The following is a 19,220-nucleotide window of genomic DNA, read 5'->3' on the forward strand; positions in this document are numbered from 1 at the left end:
CCCCGGATGAGCCGCCTACTCACCTTGACCGGAAGCGGGAGGCCGCCGCATCACCCGCGTCGGGTGAATTTCGGATGGCTCCCGCGGTCGGCCTGGAGATCTCATCCCTTCCGGGTGAGGTGACGACACCGCGATCCGAGCGATGCTGCCTCCTGATCGACGGATCTCTGCGGGGGCGGTGCCATGTCGGAGACGACCAGAGAATTCTTTGACGCGCTCGAACGCCACGGCCACGAACGCGTGCTGAAAAAGACGAGCGGCACCATCCGCTTCGACCTCGAGCGCGACCACGAGGTCGACCACTGGTTCGTGGAGATCCGCGCGGGTGTGGCCCGGGTGTCGCGGCAGAACAGCGACGCCGACACGGTCATCCGTGCCGACAACGTCTTCTTCGACCGGATGGTTCGGGGCGAAGCCAAACCGCTCCCGGCGTGGCTGAGGAACGAGATAACGACCGAAGGAAAGTTTCGATTCATCGTCCTGCTGGAGCGGCTCTTCGCACCTCCGCCCGGCGCGCGACATCCGCGGGCCTTGGCCGGTGACCGTGAGGGGCCGAGATGAAGACGGACCTCATCAGGATCCTCGACGGCAACATCTTCGTGTTGAGCGACGGCACTGGTGACATAGAAGCCAAGCCCACCGTCCCGTGCGGGTTCTTCTCGTTCGACACCCGCTTCCTTTCGGTGTGGCGGCTGACCATCAACGGTGAACGGGTGAGCGCGCTGGCCAGGGACGATCCCTCCTACTTCGAGGTGCGTTTCTTCCTGGTGCCGGGCGCTCCCACCCACTACGTCGACGCCAAGGTGTCGGTCATCCGGGAACGGTCGGTGGCCGGTAGCTTCGAGGAGCGGTTGACGGTTTTCAATCACTCGGGGGAACCGGCCGACGTGACCGTCCGGGTCGACGCGGACTGTGACTTCATCCCACTGATCGTGGTCGGACAGGAACGTACGGCGCCCGGTCGGCGGTACCAGCGCGTCGAGGACGGGCGCCTGCATCTCGGCTACGAGCGGGAAAAGTTCTGGCGCGAGACAGTGATCTCCACGACGGAGCCGGCGCAGGTCGATGAGCACGGGCTGACGTACCACATCCGGATTGGACCGCACGGGCAGTGGACGACGGCGCTGCACGTCCGGGGCCTGGTGCTGCGCCCGGATGGTCAGGACGTTCGTGAGCATGTCTATCCCGGCCGCCGTCGGCGAGACAAGCCGCGACTCCAGCAGGACCTGGAGCAGTGGCTCGGCAAGGCTCCGCAGCTGATGTGCGATTGGCAGCCACTGCAGCGGACGTACCAACGTTGTCTGGTCGATCTCGCCGCCCTGCGGTACTCGCCGCTGACCCTCCCGGCCGAGGCGATGCCCGCGGCGGGCCTCCCGTGGAACGCCACCCTCACCGGCCGCGACCCCATCCTCACCAGCCTGCAGGCGTTGCCGTACGTGCCGGATCTCGCCGTCGCCACCCTGCGCATGCTCGGTATCGACCAGGGAGCGGTGCTCGACGACTTCCGGGACGAGGAGCCGGGCAAGATCCTGCGCGAGTTCCGCTACGGGGAACTGGTGGCGTTCGAGGAGCGTCCACAGTGCCCGTACTACGGGGCCGCCGACGTCACCCCGCTGTACGTGGTCCTGCTCGACGAGTACGAGCGGTGGACCGGCAACGCCGCCATCGTGCATGAATTCGAGGACGAGGCGCGCGCGGCCCTGCACTGGATCGACGAGTACGGCGACCTCATGGGGGACGGCTATATCTGGTACCAACGCCGCAACGAGAAGAACGGGCTGGAGAACCAGTGCTGGAAGGAATCCAGCAACGCGATCTGCTTCCGTGACGGTAGGCTGCCGAGCCTGCCCCGGGCCACCTGTGAGCTGCAGGGCTACGCCTACGACGCGAAGCTCCGCGGCGCCCGCCTGGCCCGCCAGTTCTGGAACGACCCGGCGTACGCGGACCGGCTGGAGCGGCAGGCGGCCGAACTCAAGGAGCGGTTCAACCGCGACTTCTGGATCGCCGACGGCGAGTACTACGCCCTCGCCCTCGACGGCAACGGCCGCCAGGTCGACGCCCTCTCCTCCAACATCGGGCACCTGCTCTGGAGCGGCATCGTCGAGGAATCCCGGGCCGGGAAGATCGCCGAACACCTGCTCGGCTCCCGACTGTTCTCCGGCTGGGGCGTACGCACCCTGGCCGAGGGGGAAGGACGGTACAACCCGCTCGGCTACCACGTCGGCACCGTCTGGCCGTTCGACAACGCGTTCATCGCCTGGGGCCTGCGCCGCTACGGCTTCACCCAGGAGGCAGGACGCATCGCCGAGGGCATCATCGAGGCGTCCCGGCATTTCAACGGACGCCTGCCGGAGGCCTTCGGCGGCTACGACCGCGAGCTGACCCGGAATCCCGTCGGATACCCGGCAGCGAACAGCCCGCAGTCCCTGGCCACCGGAGCACCGCTGCTGCTGGTGCGCACCCTGCTCGGCCTCGAACCGTACGGTGAGGATCTGGTGTCCGCGCCGGTGCTGCCCGAGCGGTTCGGCCGCATTGAACTGCTCGACATTCCGGGGCGGTGGGGCCGGGTCGACGTCATTGGAAGCCTGGACCCCGGAAACGACGATGCAGGGCAGCGGTCGCCACGCTGACCGTGGCTGACCCTGGACGAGGGGTCACCGCTGGGGGCGCACCAGGCCCGTCTCGTACGCCAGCACGACCGCCTGCACCCGGTCGCGCAGCCCGAGCTTGGTCAGCACGTGCCCGACGTGCGTCTTGATGGTGGTCTCGCTGACCGACAGCGCCCGGGCGATCTCGGCGTTGGACAGCCCTCGCGCGACCTGCACGAGCACCTCCCGCTCCCGCTCGGTCAGCGCGCTGAGCGCCTTCGGTCGGCTCGCCGCCGGGTCGGGCAGTACGTCGGCGAAGCGGTCCAGCAGTCGCTTGAGGATCCGCGGGGCCACCACCGCCTCCCCGGCGGCGACCGTGCGGATCGCGGTGACCAGGTCCTCGGCCGGCACGTCCTTGGCCAGGAAGCCGCTCGCCCCGGCCCGCAGCGCCCCGACCACGTACTCGTCGAGGTCGAAGGTGGTCAGGATCAGCACCCGCACCGGCAGTCGGGCGTCGACGATCGCCCGGGTGGCGGCGACGCCATCCATCCGGGGCATCCGGATGTCCATCAGCACCACGTCCGGCAGCAGCCGCCGGGACAGCTCCACCGCCTCCAGGCCGTCACCGGCCTCGGCCACGATGTCCAGGTCGTCCTCGGTGCCGAGCACCATCCGGAAGCCGGTACGCAGCAGCGGCTGGTCGTCGGCGAGCAGGATCCGCACCGGCCGTGCCGACGCCGCGCCGTCCGTCATACGTTCTCCCCGTCGTGCTGGTCGTGCCGTCGCCCGCGCCGACGGCGCCCGTCCGTCCCGCCGGTCCGGCCGCGGTGACCGGGGCAGGTCACGCGGGCACCGCCCCGACCGGCTCCACCGGGATCCGCGCGTACACCCGGAAGCCGCCGCCCGGCCGCGGACCGGTCCGCAGGGTCCCACCGTAGAGGGCGACCCGCTCGCGCATGCCGACCAGTCCGTGCCCGACGCGGTCGGGTCGGGGATTCGGGCCGCGCCCGGTGTCGGTGACCTCCACCGTCAGGAACCCGCCGTCGACGGTGAGCCGCACCAGCGCGGTCGCCGCGCCGGCGTGCTTGAGCGCGTTCGTCAGCGCCTCCTGCACGATCCGGTAGATGGTCAGCGCCACGCCCTCCTCCATCGGCCCGGGCGTGCCGTCGACCCGCAGGGTCACCGGCAGGCCGGCCTCCCGGACCTGCTCGACCAGCGCCTCGATGCCCGCCAGACCCGGCTGCGGGGCGAGGTCGGCGGCCGCCTCCGCGTCCGTGCGCAGCACGTCCAGCAGCCGGCGCAGCTCCCGCAGGGTCGCCCGGCTGGTGTCCTCGATGGTGGCGATCGCCTCGTCGGCGGCGTCCGGGTCCCGGGGCAGCACCCGGCGGGCGCCGGTGGCCAGCACCCCCATCACGCTGACGTGGTGGGCCACCACGTCGTGCAGCTCCCGGGCGATGCGGCGACGCTCGTCGGCGACCGCCTGCTCGGCGAGGGAGCGCTGAGTCTCCTCGGCGACCCGGGCCCGCTCGCGTAGCGCCCGCGTCGACTGGCGCCGCGCGTGCACCGCCCGACCCACCGCGTACGCCACCGACGCGGTGAGCAGGTTGTTCAGCACCAGGTAGCCGGGGCCCAGGTCGAGCACCCCGTCCAGCGGCGCGATCGTGTTGGCCAGCGCCACCGGCGCCCAGAGCAGCACCGCGGCCCCGGTGGCCGACCGCAGCGGGTGGTCCGCCGCCATCGTGTAGGTGAGCACGACGAAGGTCAGGGCCTGCGTGGTCGGGGCGTGCCCGAGCAGCGCCGGCACGGCCAGGGTGGCCACCGCGGCGCCCACCGCCGGCCACGGCGCGATCCGGCGCAGCGCCACCGGCGCGGCGCAGAGCAGGCTCCAGCCCAGCGCGGCCGGCAGCTGTCCGGACCGGAACTCCCGCGGGGTGAGCAGCAGGAACGCGACGTCCACCAGCACCAGGACGAGCGCGAAGATGGCATCGGTGGTCGCCGGTCGGCCGCGTGCCCAGGCCCTCAGGCGATCGGTCATGCCTGAACGCTAGTCGCCGCCCGGCGCGACCCGTCGTCGCCGATGCCGAACCCGGCCTCCTCCCCGAGGAGGAGACTCACTCGTCCGCTCCCGGGGCCGCCGGCCGGGACCGGGCGTCGCGCAGCGGGTCGGCGGTCGTGGTCACCGGGAACGGCGGCGGGGTGCCGCCGAAGCTCGGGCAGTGCGCCTGGTGGCTGCACCAGTCGCAGAGCCGGCTGGGCCGGGGACGGAAGTCCTGCCGCTCGGTGGCCTGCTCGATCGCCTGCCAGAGGGCCACCACGGTGCGCTCGAACCGGAGCAGCTCGTCCGCGTCCGGGCTGTAGTCGCAGACCTCGGCGTCCCTCAGGTAGAGCAGCCGCAGCACCCGCGGCACCACGCCCCGGGTCCGCCACAGCACCAGGGCGTAGAACTTGAGCTGGAACAGCGCCCGCGCCTCGAACGCCTCCCGCGGCGCCCCGCCGGTCTTGTAGTCGACCACCCGCAGCGCCCCGTCCGGCGCGACGTCGAGCCGGTCCAGGTAGCCCCGGATCAGCAGCTCGTCGTCGACCACCGCGGAGATCAGCGCCTCCCGCTCGGCCGGCTCCAACCGGCGCGGGTCCTCCACCGCGAAGTAGCCCTCGAGCAGCGCGGCGGCGGAGCGGAGGAACTCCGCCACGGCCGCCTCGTCGCCCTCGGCGAAGAGGCCGGCGAGTTCCGGCTGCTCGGTGACCAGTCGGTCCCACTGCGGGGCCACCAGGTCGCCCGCGGACTGCGGGGTGCGGGCCGGCGCCGGCAGGTCGAACAGCCGCTCCAGCACGGCGTGCACCAGGGTGCCCCGAACCTGCTCGACCGTGGGTCGCTCGGGGAGCCGGTCGATGGTGCGGAACCGGTAGAGCAGCGGGCAGGTCTTGAAATCCGCCGCCCGCGACGGCGACAGGGACGCCCGGACCGTGGGCGGCACCACCGCCGTGGCGAGGGTGTCCTGGGCGTCGATCACTGGTTCCGCCGTCATGCCCGGAAGGTTAGGGCACCGGTGTGACAGCGGGGCCGTCGCCGCACCGGCGCATGATCCTCGCCGCGTAGCATCGACCCGGTGGAGCAGACGTCCCGACCACCGCGCCGGCCCGGACGGCGCCTGAGTCTGACCGTGGGTCGGGTGTTCGGGGTGCCGCTGCACCTGGACGCGTCGATGGTGCTGCTCACCCTGCTGGTGACCGTCCTGTACGCCGAGTTCGCCCGCCGCCAGCTCGCGCTCGGCCACCTCGGCGGATGGCTGATCGGCGTCGGCTTCGTGGTCTCGCTGCTCGGCTCGGTGCTGCTGCACGAGCTCGGCCACGCGTTGACCGCCCGCCGGTACGGCATCGGTGTGCGCGGGATCACCCTGGAGGTGCTCGGCGGGTACACGGAGATGGATCGCGACGCCCCCAGCCCCCGGATCGACCTGCTGGTCTCCCTGGCCGGGCCGGCCGTCTCCGCGGTGCTCGGCGCGGTCGCCGTCGCGGCCACCCTGGCCCTGCCCGACGGCACCCTGGTCGACCAGCTCGCCTTTCAACTGGCAGTGAGCAACGTCGTGGTCGCGAGCTTCAACATCCTGCCCGGGCTCCCGCTCGACGGCGGCCGGGCGCTGCGGGCGGCGGTCTGGGCGCTCACCCGCGACCGGCACCGGGGCACCGAGGTGGCCGGCTGGGTCGGTCGCGCCGTCGCCGTCGGCACCGTGGCCCTGGTCGTCCTGCTCACCCTGCGGCGGGCACTGGCGCCGCTCGCGCTGCCACTGATGCTGCTGGTCGCGCTCACCTTGTGGCGGGGCGCCGGCCAGTCGATCCGGATGGCCCGGATCAGTCGCCGCTTCCCGCTGATCGACCTGGCCCGGCTGGCCCGCCCGGTGCTGCCCGTGCCCAGCGGCACCCCGCTGGCCGAGGCCCAGCGCCGCCGCGCCGAGGGCCCGGCGCCGGACGCCGCGCTCACCGTCGTCGACTCCGTCGGCCGTCCGGTCGCCCTGGTCGACCCGGCGCGGGTCGACGCCGTACCCCCGGAACGCCGGCCGTGGCTTGCGGTGGACGCGGTGTCCCGGTCCCTGGACACGCTGCCCGCCCTGCCGGTCGGCGCCGACGGCGAGCGGGTGATGGAGACCGTGCAGACCCACCCGGGCGCGCAGTACGTCGTGACGGCAGGCGAAGATGTCGTCGGCGTTCTGCACATCGCGGATCTGGCACAGCTCCTGGAACCCAAACGGAAGATGAATACGTGACCGCACAGCCCTCCGCCGTCCCGGCCGGCCCCGCCAACCCGGCGCTGACGCCCGTGCACCGCGGGCCGTTCCGCCCCGGCGACCGCGTGCAGCTGACCGACCCGAAGGGGCGGATGCACACCGTGACGCTGGAGCCCGGCAAGGAGTTCCACACCCACCGGGGCATCCTCGAGCACGACACGCTGATCGGTTTGCCCGACGGCAGCGTGGTGACCACCAAGGGGGGCGGCACATCGTTTCTGGCCCTGCGGCCGCTGCTGTCGGACTACGTGCTCTCCATGCCGCGCGGCGCCCAGGTGATCTACCCGAAGGACGCGGCGCAGATCGTCATGATGGGCGACATCTTCCCCGGTGCCAAGGTGCTGGAGGCCGGCGCCGGCTCCGGGGCGCTCTCCTGCTCCCTGCTGCGCGCCGTCGGCGCGGAGGGGGAGCTGCACTCCTTCGAACTGCGCGACGACTTCGCCCAGATCGCCAAGCGCAACGTCGAGGCGTTCTTCAACGGGCCGCACCCGGCCTGGCACCTGCACGTCGGCGACGTCGCCGAGTGCCAGGAGACCGGTTTCGACCGGATCATCCTGGACATGCTCACCCCGTGGGAGTACCTCGACATGGTCGAGCGGGCGATCGTGCCCGGCGGCGTCCTCATCGGGTACGTGGCCACCACCCCCCAGCTGTCCGAGCTGGTCGAGGCGCTGCGCGAGCGGGGCGGCTGGACCGAGCCGCGGGCCTGGGAGTCGCTGGTCCGCGACTGGCATGCCGAGGGGCTCGCCGTCCGCCCGGACCACCGCATGATCGCGCACACCGCATTCCTGGTCTCCGCGCGCAAGCTCGCCCCCGGGGTCACCGCGCCGCCGCGCCGGCGCAAGCCGAGCAAGGGCACCGAGGCGTACGTCCAGCGCCGGCAGGCGCTGCGGGAGGCGGAGGCGGCCCGGCAGGCGGCGGCCGCCCAGGCGGCCGGCGTCGAGCCGGCCGAACCGGCGGGGGAGCCGGACCAGCCGTGACTCCGGTGGCTGGGCGACCCGGCATGAGGGAGCGGATCAGGTGTCCCGGCGCGAACCGGCGCGGGGCCGGCACCGAACGGGTGGAGGCGGTGGCATGAGCGGGCGGAAGGTCGCGCGCGGCGCTGACCGGCCGGGGGGCGGCGTCGACCGTGAGGAGGCGGTGGCATGAGTCGGCCCGGCTTCGGCAACGGCGACCTGCCCGCGGTCTTCCCGGACTGGTCGCCCTACACGGATCTGGAGTCGGCGGCGCGGGCCTACCTGCGCGACCCGGACGTGGCGCTGGAGGCGCTCAGCGGGGTGCTGCGCGGCGCCTCCGTGCTCGGCTTCACCCTGGAACGCTTCGTCAACGAGGTCAACGGGGTGTGGCAGGAGGTCGCCGTCTGCGACGGCAGCCGGCTCGTGCTCTGGCACGGCGAGGACGTCCCGCCGGGGGAGGGGCCGCCCGGTTCGATGACCTCGTCGCTGCGGGTGGTCCCGGTCTCCACCGTCACCGAGGTGGGGTGCCGGCGGCGGCTGACCCGGGCCGACACCGGCGAGGTCCGGGTCGACAGCATCGACGTGTATCTGCTGCTGACCTCGCTGGACGAGGCCCCGCCCGGTGAGGAGATGGTCGGCGCGCCGCGGCACGACGCGCTGCGCTTCGGCAAGACCCTCGACGACGGCGGGGCCGGGCAGATCGCCCGGCTCGAGGAGTTCGCCCGGCTGGTCGCCTCGGTGGTCGGCCGCCCCGTGCTCTGAGCCGCTACCTCCGCGCGCTGGTGCCGCGGCCCGTCGCCGGTCGGCCTCGCGGGGCCGGCCTGCGGGCGGGTCAGTCCTCCTCGGCGTCCGGGCCGGCCACCTCGAGGCCGTCGCTGCCGCGCACCACGTGGATGCACTCGCCCGGGCACTCCTTCGCCGAGTCGATCACCTCGAGGCGCAGGTGCTCCGGCACGTCCACCCGGCTGCCCGGCGCCAGCCGCAGCTCGCCGTCGGGGCCCTTGACGTACGCCAGGCCGTCGATGTCGAACTCGAAGACCTCCGGCGCGTACTGCACGCAGAGCCCGTCGCCCGTGCAGAGATCCTGGTCCACCCAGACCTGAAGCTGGTCCGTCGCGACCTCCGCCACCGGTGCACCCCCCATGTTCTCCCGTCCCACGCCCCGACGGTACCCGAACGCCGGTACCCGCCCGCCGACCCACCCTTGGCGATCAAGCTTCGGTGACGAGCGCGTTGCGTAGGACCGGATCGGGCTCACAGCGGCTAGTGTTAGGTCAGAACGTTCAAGCCCCCCGGGGAGGTGGGACGTGGCACGCAGCGACGACGCGGACTCGCGCGCCGCACGGTGGGAGAAGGAGGCCCACGATCTCTCCACGCAGGTCGCGTTCCTGCAAGAGGAACTCGCTCTGGTGCGGCGCAAGTTGACCGAAAGCCCCCGACACGTCCGGCAGCTCGAAGAGCGGCTGGCGGCCACCCAGGCACAGTTGGCGCGGCTGACCGAGAACAACGAACGGCTCGTGAGCACCCTCAAGGAGGCTCGCGCGCAGATCGTGACGCTGAAGGAAGAGATCGACCGCCTCGCGCAGCCGCCGAGTGGCTACGGCGTCTTCCTGGCGAAGCACGACGACGGCACGGTGGATGTCTTCACCGGTGGGCGCAAGCTCCGGGTCGCCGTCTCGCCCTCGCTGGACGTCGACGAGCTGCGGCGCGGCCAGGAGGTCCTGCTCAACGACGCGCTCAACATCGTCGACGCGTTCGGCTACGAGCGGGTCGGTGAGGTCGTGATGCTCAAGGAGGTGCTCGTCGGTCCCGGCAGCACCGTGGGTGACCGCGCGCTGGTGGTCTCCCACTCCGACGAGGAACGGATCGTGCACCTCGCCGAGACCCTGATCGGCGCGCCGCTCCGGGCCGGTGACTCGCTCATGATCGAGCCCCGCTCGGCGTACGCGTACGAGCGGATCCCGAAGAGCGAGGTCGAGGAGCTGGTCCTGGAGGAGGTGCCGGACGTCGACTACACCGACATCGGTGGCCTCCACGCGCAGATCGAGCAGATCCGGGACGCGGTGGAGCTGCCCTTCCTGCACGCCGACCTGTTCCGCGAGCACCAGCTCCGCCCGCCGAAGGGGATACTGCTCTACGGCCCGCCCGGCTGCGGCAAGACGCTGATCGCCAAGGCGGTGGCCAACTCCCTGGCCAAGAAGATCGCCGAGCGCCGGGGCGAGGAGAAGCACACCAGCTACTTCCTCAACATCAAGGGCCCCGAGCTGCTCAACAAGTACGTCGGCGAGACCGAGCGGCACATCCGGCTGATCTTCCAGCGGGCGCGGGAGAAGGCCGGCGAGGGCACTCCGGTGATCGTGTTCTTCGACGAGATGGACTCCGTCTTCCGCACCCGCGGTTCTGGCGTCTCCTCGGACGTGGAGAACACCATCGTTCCGCAGCTGCTCAGCGAGATCGACGGCGTGGAGGGGCTGGAGAACGTCATCGTCATCGGCGCCTCCAACCGGGAAGACATGATCGACCCGGCGATCCTGCGCCCAGGTCGGCTCGACGTGAAGATCAAGATCGAGCGGCCGGACGCGGAGGCGGCCAAGGACATCTTCTCGAAGTACATCCTCTCGGGGCTGCCGCTGCACCCGGACGACCTGACCGAGCACGGCGGCGACCCTCAGGCCACCGTGGCGGCGATGATCGACGCGGTCGTCCTGCGGATGTACTCGGAGACCGAGGAGAACCGCTTCCTCGAGGTCACCTACGCCAACGGTGACAAGGAAGTCCTCTACTTCAAGGACTTCAACTCCGGCGCGATGATCCAGAACATCGTCGACCGGGGCAAGAAGATGGCCATCAAGGAGTTCCTCACCTCCGGGCGTAAGGGGATGCGGCTGCAGCACCTGCTCGACGCCTGCGTCGACGAGTTCCGGGAGAACGAGGACCTGCCCAATACGACCAACCCGGACGACTGGGCCCGTATCTCCGGCAAGAAGGGCGAGCGGATCGTCTACATCCGTACGCTCGTCTCCGGCGGCAAGGGCGCGGAGGCCGGCAGGTCGATAGAGACCGCCAACAACACCGGTCAGTACCTGTAACCCGAGCAGTACGACGGAGGCCCGTGGCGCGACCCGCCACGGGCCTCCGCGCGTCCGCGCCCGCCGGCCCCCGCGCCGCCACACCGTGGACCCACGGGCCGGCACGCCACCTTCCCGCGTGACGGCGACTACGCTCGACCTGTCGAGGGGACCGGGACGGCGAGCGGAGCGGGCAGGTCGATGAGCGTAAGACGGATCATGGGCACCGAGGTCGAGTACGGCATCTCCGTGCCCGGCCAGGCCGGGGCCAACCCGATGGTCACCTCATCCCAGGTGGTCAACGCCTACGGGGCGCGCCCGGAGCTCAACCGGGGCGGCCGGGCCCGCTGGGACTACGAGGAGGAGTCACCGCTGCGCGACGCGCGGGGGTTCACCTACTCCGGGGCGGCCTACGACCCGGCCGAGGCGCTCGCCGACGAGGACCTGGGGCTGGCCAACGTCATACTCACCAACGGCGCCCGCCTCTACGTCGACCACGCCCACCCGGAGTACTCCACGCCGGAGGTCACCAACCCGCTGGACCTGGTGCGCTGGGACAAGGCGGGGGAGCGGGTGATGGCCGAGGCGGCCCGCCGGGCCGCCACCATCCCGGGCACCCACCCGATCCACCTCTACAAGAACAACACCGACAACAAGGGCGCCAGCTACGGCGCCCACGAGAACTACCTGATGCGGCGGCAGACCCCGTTCGCCGACATCGTGGCGTACCTCACGCCGTTCTTCGTCACCCGGCAGGTGGTCTGCGGCGCCGGCCGGGTCGGCATCGGCCAGGACGGCGCCCAGAGCGGCTTCCAGATCTCCCAGCGCGCCGACTTCTTCGAGGTCGAGGTGGGGCTGGAGACGACCCTCAAGCGGCCGATCATCAACACCCGGGACGAGCCGCACGCGGACGCCGACAAGTACCGCCGGCTGCACGTCATCATCGGCGACGCCAACCTGTCGGAGATCTCGACCTATCTGAAGGTCGGCACCACCGCGCTGATCCTCACCATGATCGAGGAGAAGGCGCTCGGCCCGGACCTCGGCATCGCCGACCCGGTCAGCGAGCTGCGCGCGGTCAGCCACGACCCGTCGCTGAAGCACCTGATGCGGCTGCGCGACGGGCGGCGGCTCACCGCACTCGACGTCCAGTGGGCGTACTTCGAGCGGGTGAAGTCCTTCGTGGACGACCGGTACGGCTCCGACGCCGACGAGCAGACCCTGGATGTGCTGGACCGCTGGGAGAGCGTGCTGGACCGGCTCGGCCGCGACGCGTTCCTCTGCGCGGACGAGCTGGACTGGGTGGCCAAGCTGCGGCTGCTGGAGGGTTACCGGGAGCGGGAGAAGCTCGGCTGGGGTGCGCACAAGCTCCAACTGGTCGACCTGCAGTACTCCGACGTGCGCCCGGAGAAGGGGCTCTACCACCGGCTGGTCTCCCGCGGGTCGATGAAGACCCTGCTCACCGACGAGCAGACCCGCAGCGCGATGACCGAGCCGCCGGAGGACACCCGCGCCTACTTCCGCGGTCGCTGCCTGGCCGAGTACGCCTCCGAGGTCGTCGCCGCCAGCTGGGACTCGGTCATCTTCGACGTGGGCCGGGAGTCGCTGGTCCGGGTGCCGATGATGGAGCCGGAGCGGGGCACCCGCAAGCACGTCGGGGCGCTCTTCGACCGGTGCGAGAGCGCCAAGGATCTGCTGGAAACCCTGACCGGGGGCTGAGCCCCGGCGTACGGGGAGCCCGTCGTGTGCCGCAAGCCGGGCGCGCGGCGGGCTTTTCGTCACTCTGGCGAGGTAAGTTCATCGCAGGCGATCGTGGAGGAGGCACCAGATGGCTACGCAAGAAGGCGGCCAGACCCAGGCCGGCAAGTCCCACCAGGCCGAGGAGATCGAGGACGTCACCGCCCAGGCCAACCCCGAGGTTGCCGAGCGCCACGCCGAGATCACCGAGGACGTCGACGACCTGCTCGACGAAATCGACTCCGTCCTCGAGGAGAACGCAGAAGAGTTCGTGAGGGGCTATGTCCAGAAAGGGGGAGAGTGATATCGTATGTCCGATTTGCCCAGCGGATCGGACAAGAAGTGCCCCCAATGTGAGCGGCTGTTGCCCGCCACGGAATTCCACCGTAATCGGCGGCGCGCGGACGGGCTCGCTTACTACTGCAAGGCCTGCGCGGCGGCGCGCTCTGAGGCGAGCCGCCGCAAACGCGGGATCGGCGTGCAGAAGAAGCCCTCGGTTCCAGTTCCCGACGGCCTGAAATGGTGCCCAGACTGCGATCAGGTCAAGCCGCTCGACGAATTTCCGCGCACCAAGAAAACCAGTGGGCGGCACAGTTACTGCAAGCCCTGCCACAACGCGCGGGGCAGGCAGACGGCGCAGCGGCTCTACGGCGGCACCCGTGAGTACCACCTCCGGCGGCGGTACGGGATCGGGGAGAAGGAGGTCCGGGAGCTTCTCGCCGAGCAGGGCGGTCTGCGCGGTCTGCGGGGACCCCGATCCGGAACATGTGGACCACGATCATCGCACCGGATGGGTGCGCGGGATACTCTGCTTCAACTGCAACGGTGGTCTTGGCCAGTTCCGTGACAGTCCCGAGCGGCTGGCCAGGGCGATCACGTACCTGAGAGGAACCACGTGGCAGCGGGTTTTGATCCATCCGGGCGTCTACCAGATGTCTTCACCAACGCGGGGACGTCTTCCTTCACAGCGTTCCTGAGCAAGGTGGCCCCCGAGATGCTGCCCGGCCGACGACCGCTGCCGCCCGGCATGGCTGCCGACATGGCGCCGCACGCGACGACCATCGTGGCCATCTCGGCCGCCGGTGGCGTGGTGATGGCCGGCGACCGGCGCGCCACGATGGGTAACCTGATCGCCCAGCGGGACATCGAGAAGGTGCACCCGGCCGACGCGTACTCGCTGGTCGGCATCGCGGGCACCGCCGGCATCGGCATCGAGCTGATGCGACTGTTCCAGGTGGAGCTGGAGCACTACGAGAAGATCGAGGGCGCGATGCTCTCGCTGGACGGCAAGGCCAACCGGCTGGCCTCGATGATCCGGGGCAACATCGGCGCGGCGATGCAGGGGCTCGCGGTGATCCCGCTCTTCGCCGGCTTCGACCTGGCCGCCAGCGACCCGGCGAAGGCCGGTCGGATCTTCAGCTTCGACGTCACCGGCGGCCCGTACGAGGAGACCGGTTACGACGCGATCGGCTCCGGCTCGCTCTTCGCCAAGTCCGCGCTGAAGAAGCGCTTCCGCACCGGCCTGTCGATCGACGACGCGGTCCGGCTCGGGGTCGAGGCGCTCTACGACGCGGCCGACGACGACACCGCGACCGGCGGCCCGGACCTCACCCGCCGGATCTACCCGGTGGTGATGATCGCGACGGCGGAGGGCACCCACCGGCTCACCGACGCCGAGACGGCGACGATCGCCGAGAGCGTCGTCTCCGGCCGGATGGAGAACCCGGGCGGCTGATCCCGCTCCCACCTCACCTGTCAGCAGTCCGCAGCACAGCGCCCGAAGGAGAACAGCCGCCGTGGCCATGCAGTTCTACGCCTCGCCCGAGCAGATCATGCGCGACCGCTCCGAGCTGGCCCGCAAGGGCATCGCCCGGGGGCGCAGCGCGGTGGTCCTGAGCTACGAGGGCGGGGTGCTCTTCGTCGCGGAGAACCTCTCCACCACTCTGCACAAGGTCAGCGAGATCTACGACCGGATCGGCTTCGCCGCGGTGGGCCGGTACAACGAGTTCGAGAACCTGCGCCGGGCCGGGGTGCGGATGGCCGACCTGAACGGCCTGAGCTACGACCGGCGGGACGTCAACGGCCTGGCGCTGGCGAACGCGTACGCGCAGACGCTCGGGGCCATCTTCACCGAGCAGTCGAAGCCGTTCGAGGTGGAGATCTGCGTGGCCGAGGTGGCCGCGACGCCGGAGGACGACGCGCTCTACCGGGTGACGTACGACGGCTCGGTCAATGACGAGCCGGGCCGGATGGCGATGGGTGGCCAGGCGGAGGCGGTCAGCGGGGTGCTCAAGTCGCAGCACCGGGCCGACATGTCGCTCGGCGAAGCGGTCCGGGTGGCCGTGCAGGCGTTGGGCAGCGTCGGCGGGGAGGGCGGCGCGTCCCGGACGATCGCCGCCGACCAGCTGGAGGTGGCGGTCCTGGACCGGCGCCGGGTGGGGCGGACGTTCCGGCGGGTCACCGGGGCGGCGCTGACCGCGCTGCTCGAGGGGGACACTTCCGCGGGCGCCGCGCCGGCGCCGGGGCGGGCGAAGACCCCGACGGCGCCGACCGAGGAGGCGAAGAAGCCGAGCACTTCGGCCGGCTCGGCGGACCTGGAGGGCCAGGAGACCGAGCAGCCCGAGGCGTAGCCGTCAGCGGTGCGGCTTGAGCGGCTCCCACCATGCGCGGTTCTCGCGGTACCAGGCGACGGTGGCGGCCAGCCCCTTGTCCAGGTCGACGGTGGGGGACCAGGCCAGCTCCCGGCGGCTGGTGGTGATGTCCAGCGAGTAGCGCCGGTCGTGGCCCTTGCGGTCGGCGACCGGCCGAACCCGTTCCCAGCCGGCCCCGCAGGCGGCAAGCAGGCGGCCGGTCAGTTCCCGGTTGGTCAGCTCGGCGCCGCCGCCCAGGTGGTAGATGCCGCCGGGGCGGCCGTTGTTCTGGGCGAGCGCGATGCCGTGGCAGTGGTCGTCGACGTGCAGCCAGTCCCGGATGTTCCCGCCGTCGCCGTAGAGCGGCACGTCGTGCCCCTCGAGCAGGTTGGTGACGAAGAGCGGGACCAGCTTCTCCGGGTACTGGTAGGGGCCGTAGGTGTTGGCGCCGCGGGTGATCACGACGTCCAGGCCGTGGGTGCGGTGGTAGGCCAGGGCGAGCAGGTCCGCGCCGGCCTTCGAGGCTGAGTACGGCGAACTGGGGGCGAGCGGCGCCCGTTCGGTCCACGAGCCGGTCGTGATGGAGCCGTAGACCTCGTCGGTGGAGATGTGCACGAAGCGACGGGTGCCGTGCCGCAGGGCGGCGTCGAGCAGGGTCTGGGTGCCCAGCACGTTGGTGGTGACGAAGGCGGCAGGGCCGGTGATGGACCGGTCCACGTGCGACTCGGCGGCGAAGTGCACCACGAGGTCGTGGCCGGCGACCGTGGCGTCGACGAGCGGGGCGTCGCAGATGTCGCCGCGGACGATTCGCAGCCGGGGGTCGGGCCGGACCGGGGCGAGGCTGCCCGCGGTGCCGGCGTAGGTGAACTTGTCCAGCACTGTGACCGCGGTCACCTCGATGCCGGGCTCGGCGCCGAGGAGCAGTCGCCGCACGTACGCCGACCCGATGAAGCCGGCGCCGCCGGTGACCAGGATCCTCACGGCAGGCAACGTACCCCGTCCATGGGCCTGCGATGGCTGCCGGGAGCGCTGACCGGCGCCGATACCGCCCGCGCGGGTTCCGCCGCGCTGAGCGCTGCCCATCCGGGGCCTCGGGCGGCTAATGTCACACCATGGAGCGGCGAATCTTCGGCCTCGAGACCGAGTACGGCGTCACCTGCACCTACCGGGGCCAGCGCCGGCTGTCCCCGGACGAGGTCGCGCGGTACCTGTTCCGGCGGGTGGTGTCGTGGGGGCGGTCGAGCAACGTGTTCCTGCGCAACGGCGCCCGCCTCTACCTCGACGTGGGTTCCCACCCGGAGTACGCCACCCCCGAGTGCGACTCGGTGGTGGACCTGGTCGCCCACGACCGGGCCGGTGAGCGGATTCTGGAGGGGCTGCTCGTCGACGCGGAGAAGCGGCTGCACGACGAGGGCATCGCGGGCGAGATCTACCTGTTCAAGAACAACACCGACTCGGCCGGCAACTCGTACGGCTGCCACGAGAACTACCTGGTCTCCCGGCACGGCGAGTTCGGCCGGCTCGCCGACGTGCTGATTCCGTTCCTGGTGACCCGGCAGTTGATCTGCGGCGCGGGCAAGGTGCTGCAGACCCCGCGGGGGGCGGTCTACTGCCTGTCCCAGCGGGCCGAGCACATCTGGGAGGGCGTCTCCTCGGCGACCACCCGCAGTCGGCCGATCATCAACACCCGGGACGAGCCGCACGCCGACGCCGAGCGCTACCGGCGGCTGCACGTGATCGTCGGCGACTCGAACATGAACGAGGTCACCACGCTGTTGAAGGTGGGCAGCGCCGACATCGTGCTGCGGATGATCGAGGCCGGGGTGGTGATGCGGGACCTGTCGCTGGAGAACCCGATCCGGGCGATCCGCGAGGTGTCGCACGACATCACCGGTCGGCGCAAGGTGCGGCTGGCCTCCGGCAAGGAGGTCAGCGCGCTGGAGATCCAGCAGGAGTATCTGGCCAAGGCGACCGAGTTCGTCGAGCGGCGCGGCGGCGATCAGACCGCCAAGCGGGTGGTGGAGCTCTGGGGGCGGGTGCTGCGCGCGGTGGAGACCGGCGATCTGGACCCGGTGGCCCGGGAGATCGACTGGGTGACCAAGCTGCGGCTGATCGAGCGCTACCAGCGCAAGCACGACCTGCCGCTGTCGCACCCCCGGGTGGCGCAGATGGACCTGGCCTACCACGACCTGCGGCGTGGTCGGGGCCTCTACGGGCTGCTGGAGCGCCGCGGCGAGGTGGACCGGGTGGCGACCGATCCGGAGATCTTCGAGGCGAAGGAGACCCCGCCGCAGACCACCCGGGCCCGGCTGCGTGGCGAGTTCATCCGGCACGCGCAGGAGAAGCGGCGGGACTTCACCGTCGACTGGGTGCACCTGAAGCTCAACGACCAGGCGCAGCGCACCGTGCTCTGCAAGGATCCGTTCCGGGCGTACGACGAGCGGGTGGAGCGGCTGATCGCCAGCATGTGACGTCGGGGTCGGCGGCCGGTGCTCGCGGCACCGGCCGCCCGGCCACCGGTACGCTGGCGACGCGATGAACACCTCCGAACCCTCCGACCGCGATCGCGGCGGCACCGAGAAGCTGAACTGGATCGACCGCCGCCGGGAGAAGATCCGCGCGGAGATCGAGCGCAATCGCCGCGGCGAGTACAACGTGCCGACGTGGGTGCTGGCGGCTGCGCTGATCCTGATCGTCGGCGCCTGGCTGGCGTTGATCTTCTTCGCCGGCTGACCGTTTCCCTGCACCTGCCACCGGCCGTGACGAGGGGCTCGATTCGGTCCGGTCGCGCGGTGCGGGTTCGGGTGACCGATGGAGCGGCGAGCAGCCGGTCAACCGGCGAGGCGGACCGCGTGCCGGCCGGCGGCCGCGGCGGCGAGGAAGTATGCGTGGTCGGCGTCCAGTCCGCGTCCCATGGTGGAGAGCGGGACGGCGCTGGCGCGCAGCGCCGCGTCCAGACCGGCGGTGGGCACGGTGACGATCCGGTGCCGGTCGGCCAGCGGGGCGAGCGCCGCGTCGACCTGGTCGGCGAGGGCGCGGTCCAGGCCGTCGGGCACGACCAGGTCCGCCGCGGCGAGCGCCACCCGGCCGTACGCGGTGAGGCTGTGGTGGGAGACGCCCCGGTGCCGGGGGCGGGGGTCGGCGGCGGAGATCCGCAGTGAGCCGACCGCCCGGCCGCCGAGGGTGGCGACGGCGTTGACCGCCTCGCCGACCGCGACGCCGGAGAAGCCCCACCGGGTGCCGGTGCCCAGATTGCCCGGCCCCTGGGCGACGATCGCGACGTCGGCGCGCAGCACGTGCCGGGCGGCGAGCAGCCCGCTGTGCAGGGTGCTGGCCTCGAGGTCCCCACCGAAGGCCTGACCGACGCTGACCGTGCCGGCGAGGCGGTCGGCCAGCCCGGCGAGGGTGCGGGAGAACCAGGCCGGCAGCGCCCCGCCATCGGTGAGCAGGTACGCCACCCGGGCGTCCGGGGCATCGGCATGGATGCCGGCGAGGACGGCCGGCAGGGCGGAGTGCAGGTCGGCGGTGACCACCGGCATTCCGTCCAGGCTCTCGGCGCCGGCCAGCAGCTCGTGGTGCGGGGAGGCCTCCTCGTCCACGCCGAGCAGGATGGGTTGCAGCGGGGTGTAGCGGGCCTTGACCAGGTGGCCGGCCTCCCGGGTGTCGGCGGCCTGCGGCGGGTCCGGCGGCAGCCGGTCCGGCAGCGCCACGACCAGGGCGTACCCGCCGGTGCCGAGGCCCATCAGCAGGGCGCCGGCGTTGAGCAGCACCCGGTCGCCCGGTTCGGGGTGGCCGACCAGCTCGGGGTAGGCCAGGGCCCGCATGGTGGCGCCGTCGGGCAACTCGACGTCGAGTTCGGTCGCGCCGGCCCACCGCCGTCGCACCGCCGTCACCGTTCCCGACCGCCATCGCACCATGTCCGGGACGGTATCCGCGCCCGCCGCGGCGCCCGCCCCCG

General features: G+C 71.7%; 19 protein-coding genes. 13 read left to right on the plus strand and 6 right to left on the minus strand.

Going from position 1 to position 19,220, the window contains the following annotated elements; all coding sequences use genetic code 11:
- Positions 1-183: 183 nt before the first annotated feature.
- Both GA0070624_RS18630 and GA0070624_RS18635 read left to right on the plus strand, forming a co-directional pair.
- A complete protein-coding gene (locus GA0070624_RS18630) occupies positions 184-561 on the plus strand; it encodes an SCP2 sterol-binding domain-containing protein (RefSeq protein WP_091342814.1) in 378 nt (125 codons plus the stop codon).
- Positions 558-2,630 carry an amylo-alpha-1,6-glucosidase gene (locus tag GA0070624_RS18635; protein WP_091342816.1) on the plus strand — a complete coding sequence of 691 codons (2,073 nt, stop codon included), beginning with the start codon at positions 558-560 and terminating at the stop codon, positions 2,628-2,630. Before GA0070624_RS18630 ends, GA0070624_RS18635 begins: the two co-directional genes overlap by 4 nt.
- A 24-nt stretch (positions 2,631-2,654) precedes the next feature.
- Here GA0070624_RS18635 and GA0070624_RS18640 read toward each other — a convergent pair whose 3' ends face one another.
- The 3 genes from GA0070624_RS18640 to GA0070624_RS18650 form a co-directional block, all read right to left on the minus strand.
- Positions 2,655-3,341 carry a response regulator gene (locus GA0070624_RS18640; RefSeq protein WP_091342817.1) on the minus strand — a complete coding sequence of 229 codons (687 nt, stop codon included), beginning with the start codon at positions 3,339-3,341 and terminating at the stop codon, positions 2,655-2,657.
- Between the two features lie 88 nt (positions 3,342-3,429).
- The gene (locus tag GA0070624_RS18645) at positions 3,430-4,623 is read right to left on the minus strand and encodes a sensor histidine kinase (protein ID WP_091342819.1); all 1,194 of its coding nucleotides are present in this window, start codon (positions 4,621-4,623) and stop codon (positions 3,430-3,432) included.
- A gap of 76 nt (positions 4,624-4,699) precedes the next feature.
- Positions 4,700-5,614: a RecB family exonuclease gene (locus GA0070624_RS18650; RefSeq protein WP_091342821.1), complete on the minus strand. Its 915-nt coding sequence runs from the start codon at positions 5,612-5,614 to the stop codon at positions 4,700-4,702.
- Positions 5,615-5,695: 81 nt separating this feature from the next.
- Between GA0070624_RS18650 and GA0070624_RS18655 the strand changes: the two genes are divergently transcribed.
- The 3 genes from GA0070624_RS18655 (at position 5,696) to GA0070624_RS18665 (ending at position 8,589) form a co-directional block, all read left to right on the plus strand.
- Positions 5,696-6,850: a M50 family metallopeptidase gene (locus GA0070624_RS18655; protein ID WP_425413511.1), complete on the plus strand. Its 1,155-nt coding sequence runs from the start codon at positions 5,696-5,698 to the stop codon at positions 6,848-6,850.
- Positions 6,847-7,851 carry a tRNA (adenine-N1)-methyltransferase gene (locus GA0070624_RS18660; RefSeq protein WP_425413512.1) on the plus strand — a complete coding sequence of 335 codons (1,005 nt, stop codon included), beginning with the start codon at positions 6,847-6,849 and terminating at the stop codon, positions 7,849-7,851. Before GA0070624_RS18655 ends, GA0070624_RS18660 begins: the two co-directional genes overlap by 4 nt.
- Positions 7,852-8,016: 165 nt before the next feature.
- Positions 8,017-8,589 (plus strand): hypothetical protein, encoded by a 573-nt coding sequence (locus GA0070624_RS18665; protein WP_091342823.1) that lies wholly within the window; start codon positions 8,017-8,019, stop codon positions 8,587-8,589.
- A gap of 70 nt (positions 8,590-8,659) precedes the next feature.
- Here the strand turns inward: GA0070624_RS18665 and GA0070624_RS18670 are convergent, their stop codons facing one another.
- Positions 8,660-8,956, minus strand: coding sequence for a ferredoxin (locus GA0070624_RS18670; RefSeq protein WP_091342825.1), 297 nt, complete (start codon positions 8,954-8,956; stop codon positions 8,660-8,662).
- Positions 8,957-9,134: 178 nt separating this feature from the next.
- On the opposite strand from GA0070624_RS18670, the gene arc reads away from it, so the two are divergent.
- The 6 genes from arc to prcA all read left to right on the plus strand — a co-directional run bounded on the left by arc (position 9,135) and on the right by prcA (position 15,262).
- On the plus strand, positions 9,135-10,916 hold the full coding sequence (gene arc / locus GA0070624_RS18675; RefSeq protein ID WP_091342826.1) for a proteasome ATPase: 1,782 nt from the start codon (positions 9,135-9,137) through the stop codon (positions 10,914-10,916).
- Positions 10,917-11,096: 180 nt separating this feature from the next.
- On the plus strand, positions 11,097-12,614 hold the full coding sequence (gene dop / locus GA0070624_RS18680; protein WP_091342828.1) for a depupylase/deamidase Dop: 1,518 nt from the start codon (positions 11,097-11,099) through the stop codon (positions 12,612-12,614).
- A 109-nt stretch (positions 12,615-12,723) separates the two neighbouring features.
- Positions 12,724-12,936 (plus strand): ubiquitin-like protein Pup, encoded by a 213-nt coding sequence (locus GA0070624_RS18685; RefSeq protein ID WP_091342830.1) that lies wholly within the window; start codon positions 12,724-12,726, stop codon positions 12,934-12,936.
- Between the two features lie 463 nt (positions 12,937-13,399).
- Complete coding sequence (locus GA0070624_RS35830; protein WP_245719166.1) at positions 13,400-13,609, plus strand: endonuclease VII domain-containing protein; 210 nt, start codon at positions 13,400-13,402, stop codon at positions 13,607-13,609.
- The gene (gene prcB, locus GA0070624_RS18695; RefSeq protein WP_091342832.1) at positions 13,528-14,367 is read left to right on the plus strand and encodes a proteasome subunit beta; all 840 of its coding nucleotides are present in this window, start codon (positions 13,528-13,530) and stop codon (positions 14,365-14,367) included. The genes GA0070624_RS35830 and prcB overlap by 82 nt, the downstream gene beginning before the upstream one ends.
- 61 nt (positions 14,368-14,428) lie before the next feature.
- The gene (gene prcA / locus GA0070624_RS18700; RefSeq protein ID WP_091342834.1) at positions 14,429-15,262 is read left to right on the plus strand and encodes a proteasome subunit alpha; all 834 of its coding nucleotides are present in this window, start codon (positions 14,429-14,431) and stop codon (positions 15,260-15,262) included.
- Positions 15,263-15,265: 3 nt separating this feature from the next.
- Here the strand turns inward: prcA and rfbB are convergent, their stop codons facing one another.
- Positions 15,266-16,243 (minus strand): dTDP-glucose 4,6-dehydratase, encoded by a 978-nt coding sequence (gene rfbB / locus GA0070624_RS18705; RefSeq protein WP_091342836.1) that lies wholly within the window; start codon positions 16,241-16,243, stop codon positions 15,266-15,268.
- A gap of 131 nt (positions 16,244-16,374) precedes the next feature.
- Here rfbB and pafA point away from each other — a divergent pair, with 131 nt between their 5' ends.
- Positions 16,375-17,733 (plus strand): Pup--protein ligase, encoded by a 1,359-nt coding sequence (gene pafA / locus GA0070624_RS18710; RefSeq protein WP_091342838.1) that lies wholly within the window; start codon positions 16,375-16,377, stop codon positions 17,731-17,733.
- A 64-nt stretch (positions 17,734-17,797) separates the two neighbouring features.
- Entirely contained in the window at positions 17,798-17,995 is a 198-nt protein-coding gene (locus GA0070624_RS18715; protein WP_091342840.1) for a hypothetical protein, read from the plus strand.
- Positions 17,996-18,093: 98 nt separating this feature from the next.
- Here GA0070624_RS18715 and GA0070624_RS18720 read toward each other — a convergent pair whose 3' ends face one another.
- Positions 18,094-19,179: a DUF3866 family protein gene (locus GA0070624_RS18720; protein ID WP_091342842.1), complete on the minus strand. Its 1,086-nt coding sequence runs from the start codon at positions 19,177-19,179 to the stop codon at positions 18,094-18,096.
- Positions 19,180-19,220 lie beyond the last annotated feature (41 nt).

This window comes from Micromonospora rhizosphaerae (genome assembly GCF_900091465.1).
GTDB lineage: Bacteria > Actinomycetota > Actinomycetes > Mycobacteriales > Micromonosporaceae > Micromonospora > Micromonospora rhizosphaerae.

Coding starts and splice junctions, on each gene's coding strand:
- GA0070624_RS18630 (WP_091342814.1), top strand. CDS start 184: ATGTCGGAGACGACCAGAGAATTCTTTGACGCGCTCGAACGCCACGGC.
- GA0070624_RS18635 (WP_091342816.1), top strand. CDS start 558: ATGAAGACGGACCTCATCAGGATCCTCGACGGCAACATCTTCGTGTTG.
- GA0070624_RS18640 (WP_091342817.1), bottom strand. CDS start 3,341: ATGACGGACGGCGCGGCGTCGGCACGGCCGGTGCGGATCCTGCTCGCC.
- GA0070624_RS18645 (WP_091342819.1), bottom strand. CDS start 4,623: ATGACCGATCGCCTGAGGGCCTGGGCACGCGGCCGACCGGCGACCACC.
- GA0070624_RS18650 (WP_091342821.1), bottom strand. CDS start 5,614: ATGACGGCGGAACCAGTGATCGACGCCCAGGACACCCTCGCCACGGCG.
- GA0070624_RS18665 (WP_091342823.1), top strand. CDS start 8,017: ATGAGTCGGCCCGGCTTCGGCAACGGCGACCTGCCCGCGGTCTTCCCG.
- dop (WP_091342828.1), top strand. CDS start 11,097: ATGAGCGTAAGACGGATCATGGGCACCGAGGTCGAGTACGGCATCTCC.
- GA0070624_RS18685 (WP_091342830.1), top strand. CDS start 12,724: ATGGCTACGCAAGAAGGCGGCCAGACCCAGGCCGGCAAGTCCCACCAG.
- pafA (WP_091342838.1), top strand. CDS start 16,375: ATGGAGCGGCGAATCTTCGGCCTCGAGACCGAGTACGGCGTCACCTGC.
- GA0070624_RS18715 (WP_091342840.1), top strand. CDS start 17,798: ATGAACACCTCCGAACCCTCCGACCGCGATCGCGGCGGCACCGAGAAG.
- GA0070624_RS18720 (WP_091342842.1), bottom strand. CDS start 19,179: ATGGTGCGATGGCGGTCGGGAACGGTGACGGCGGTGCGACGGCGGTGG.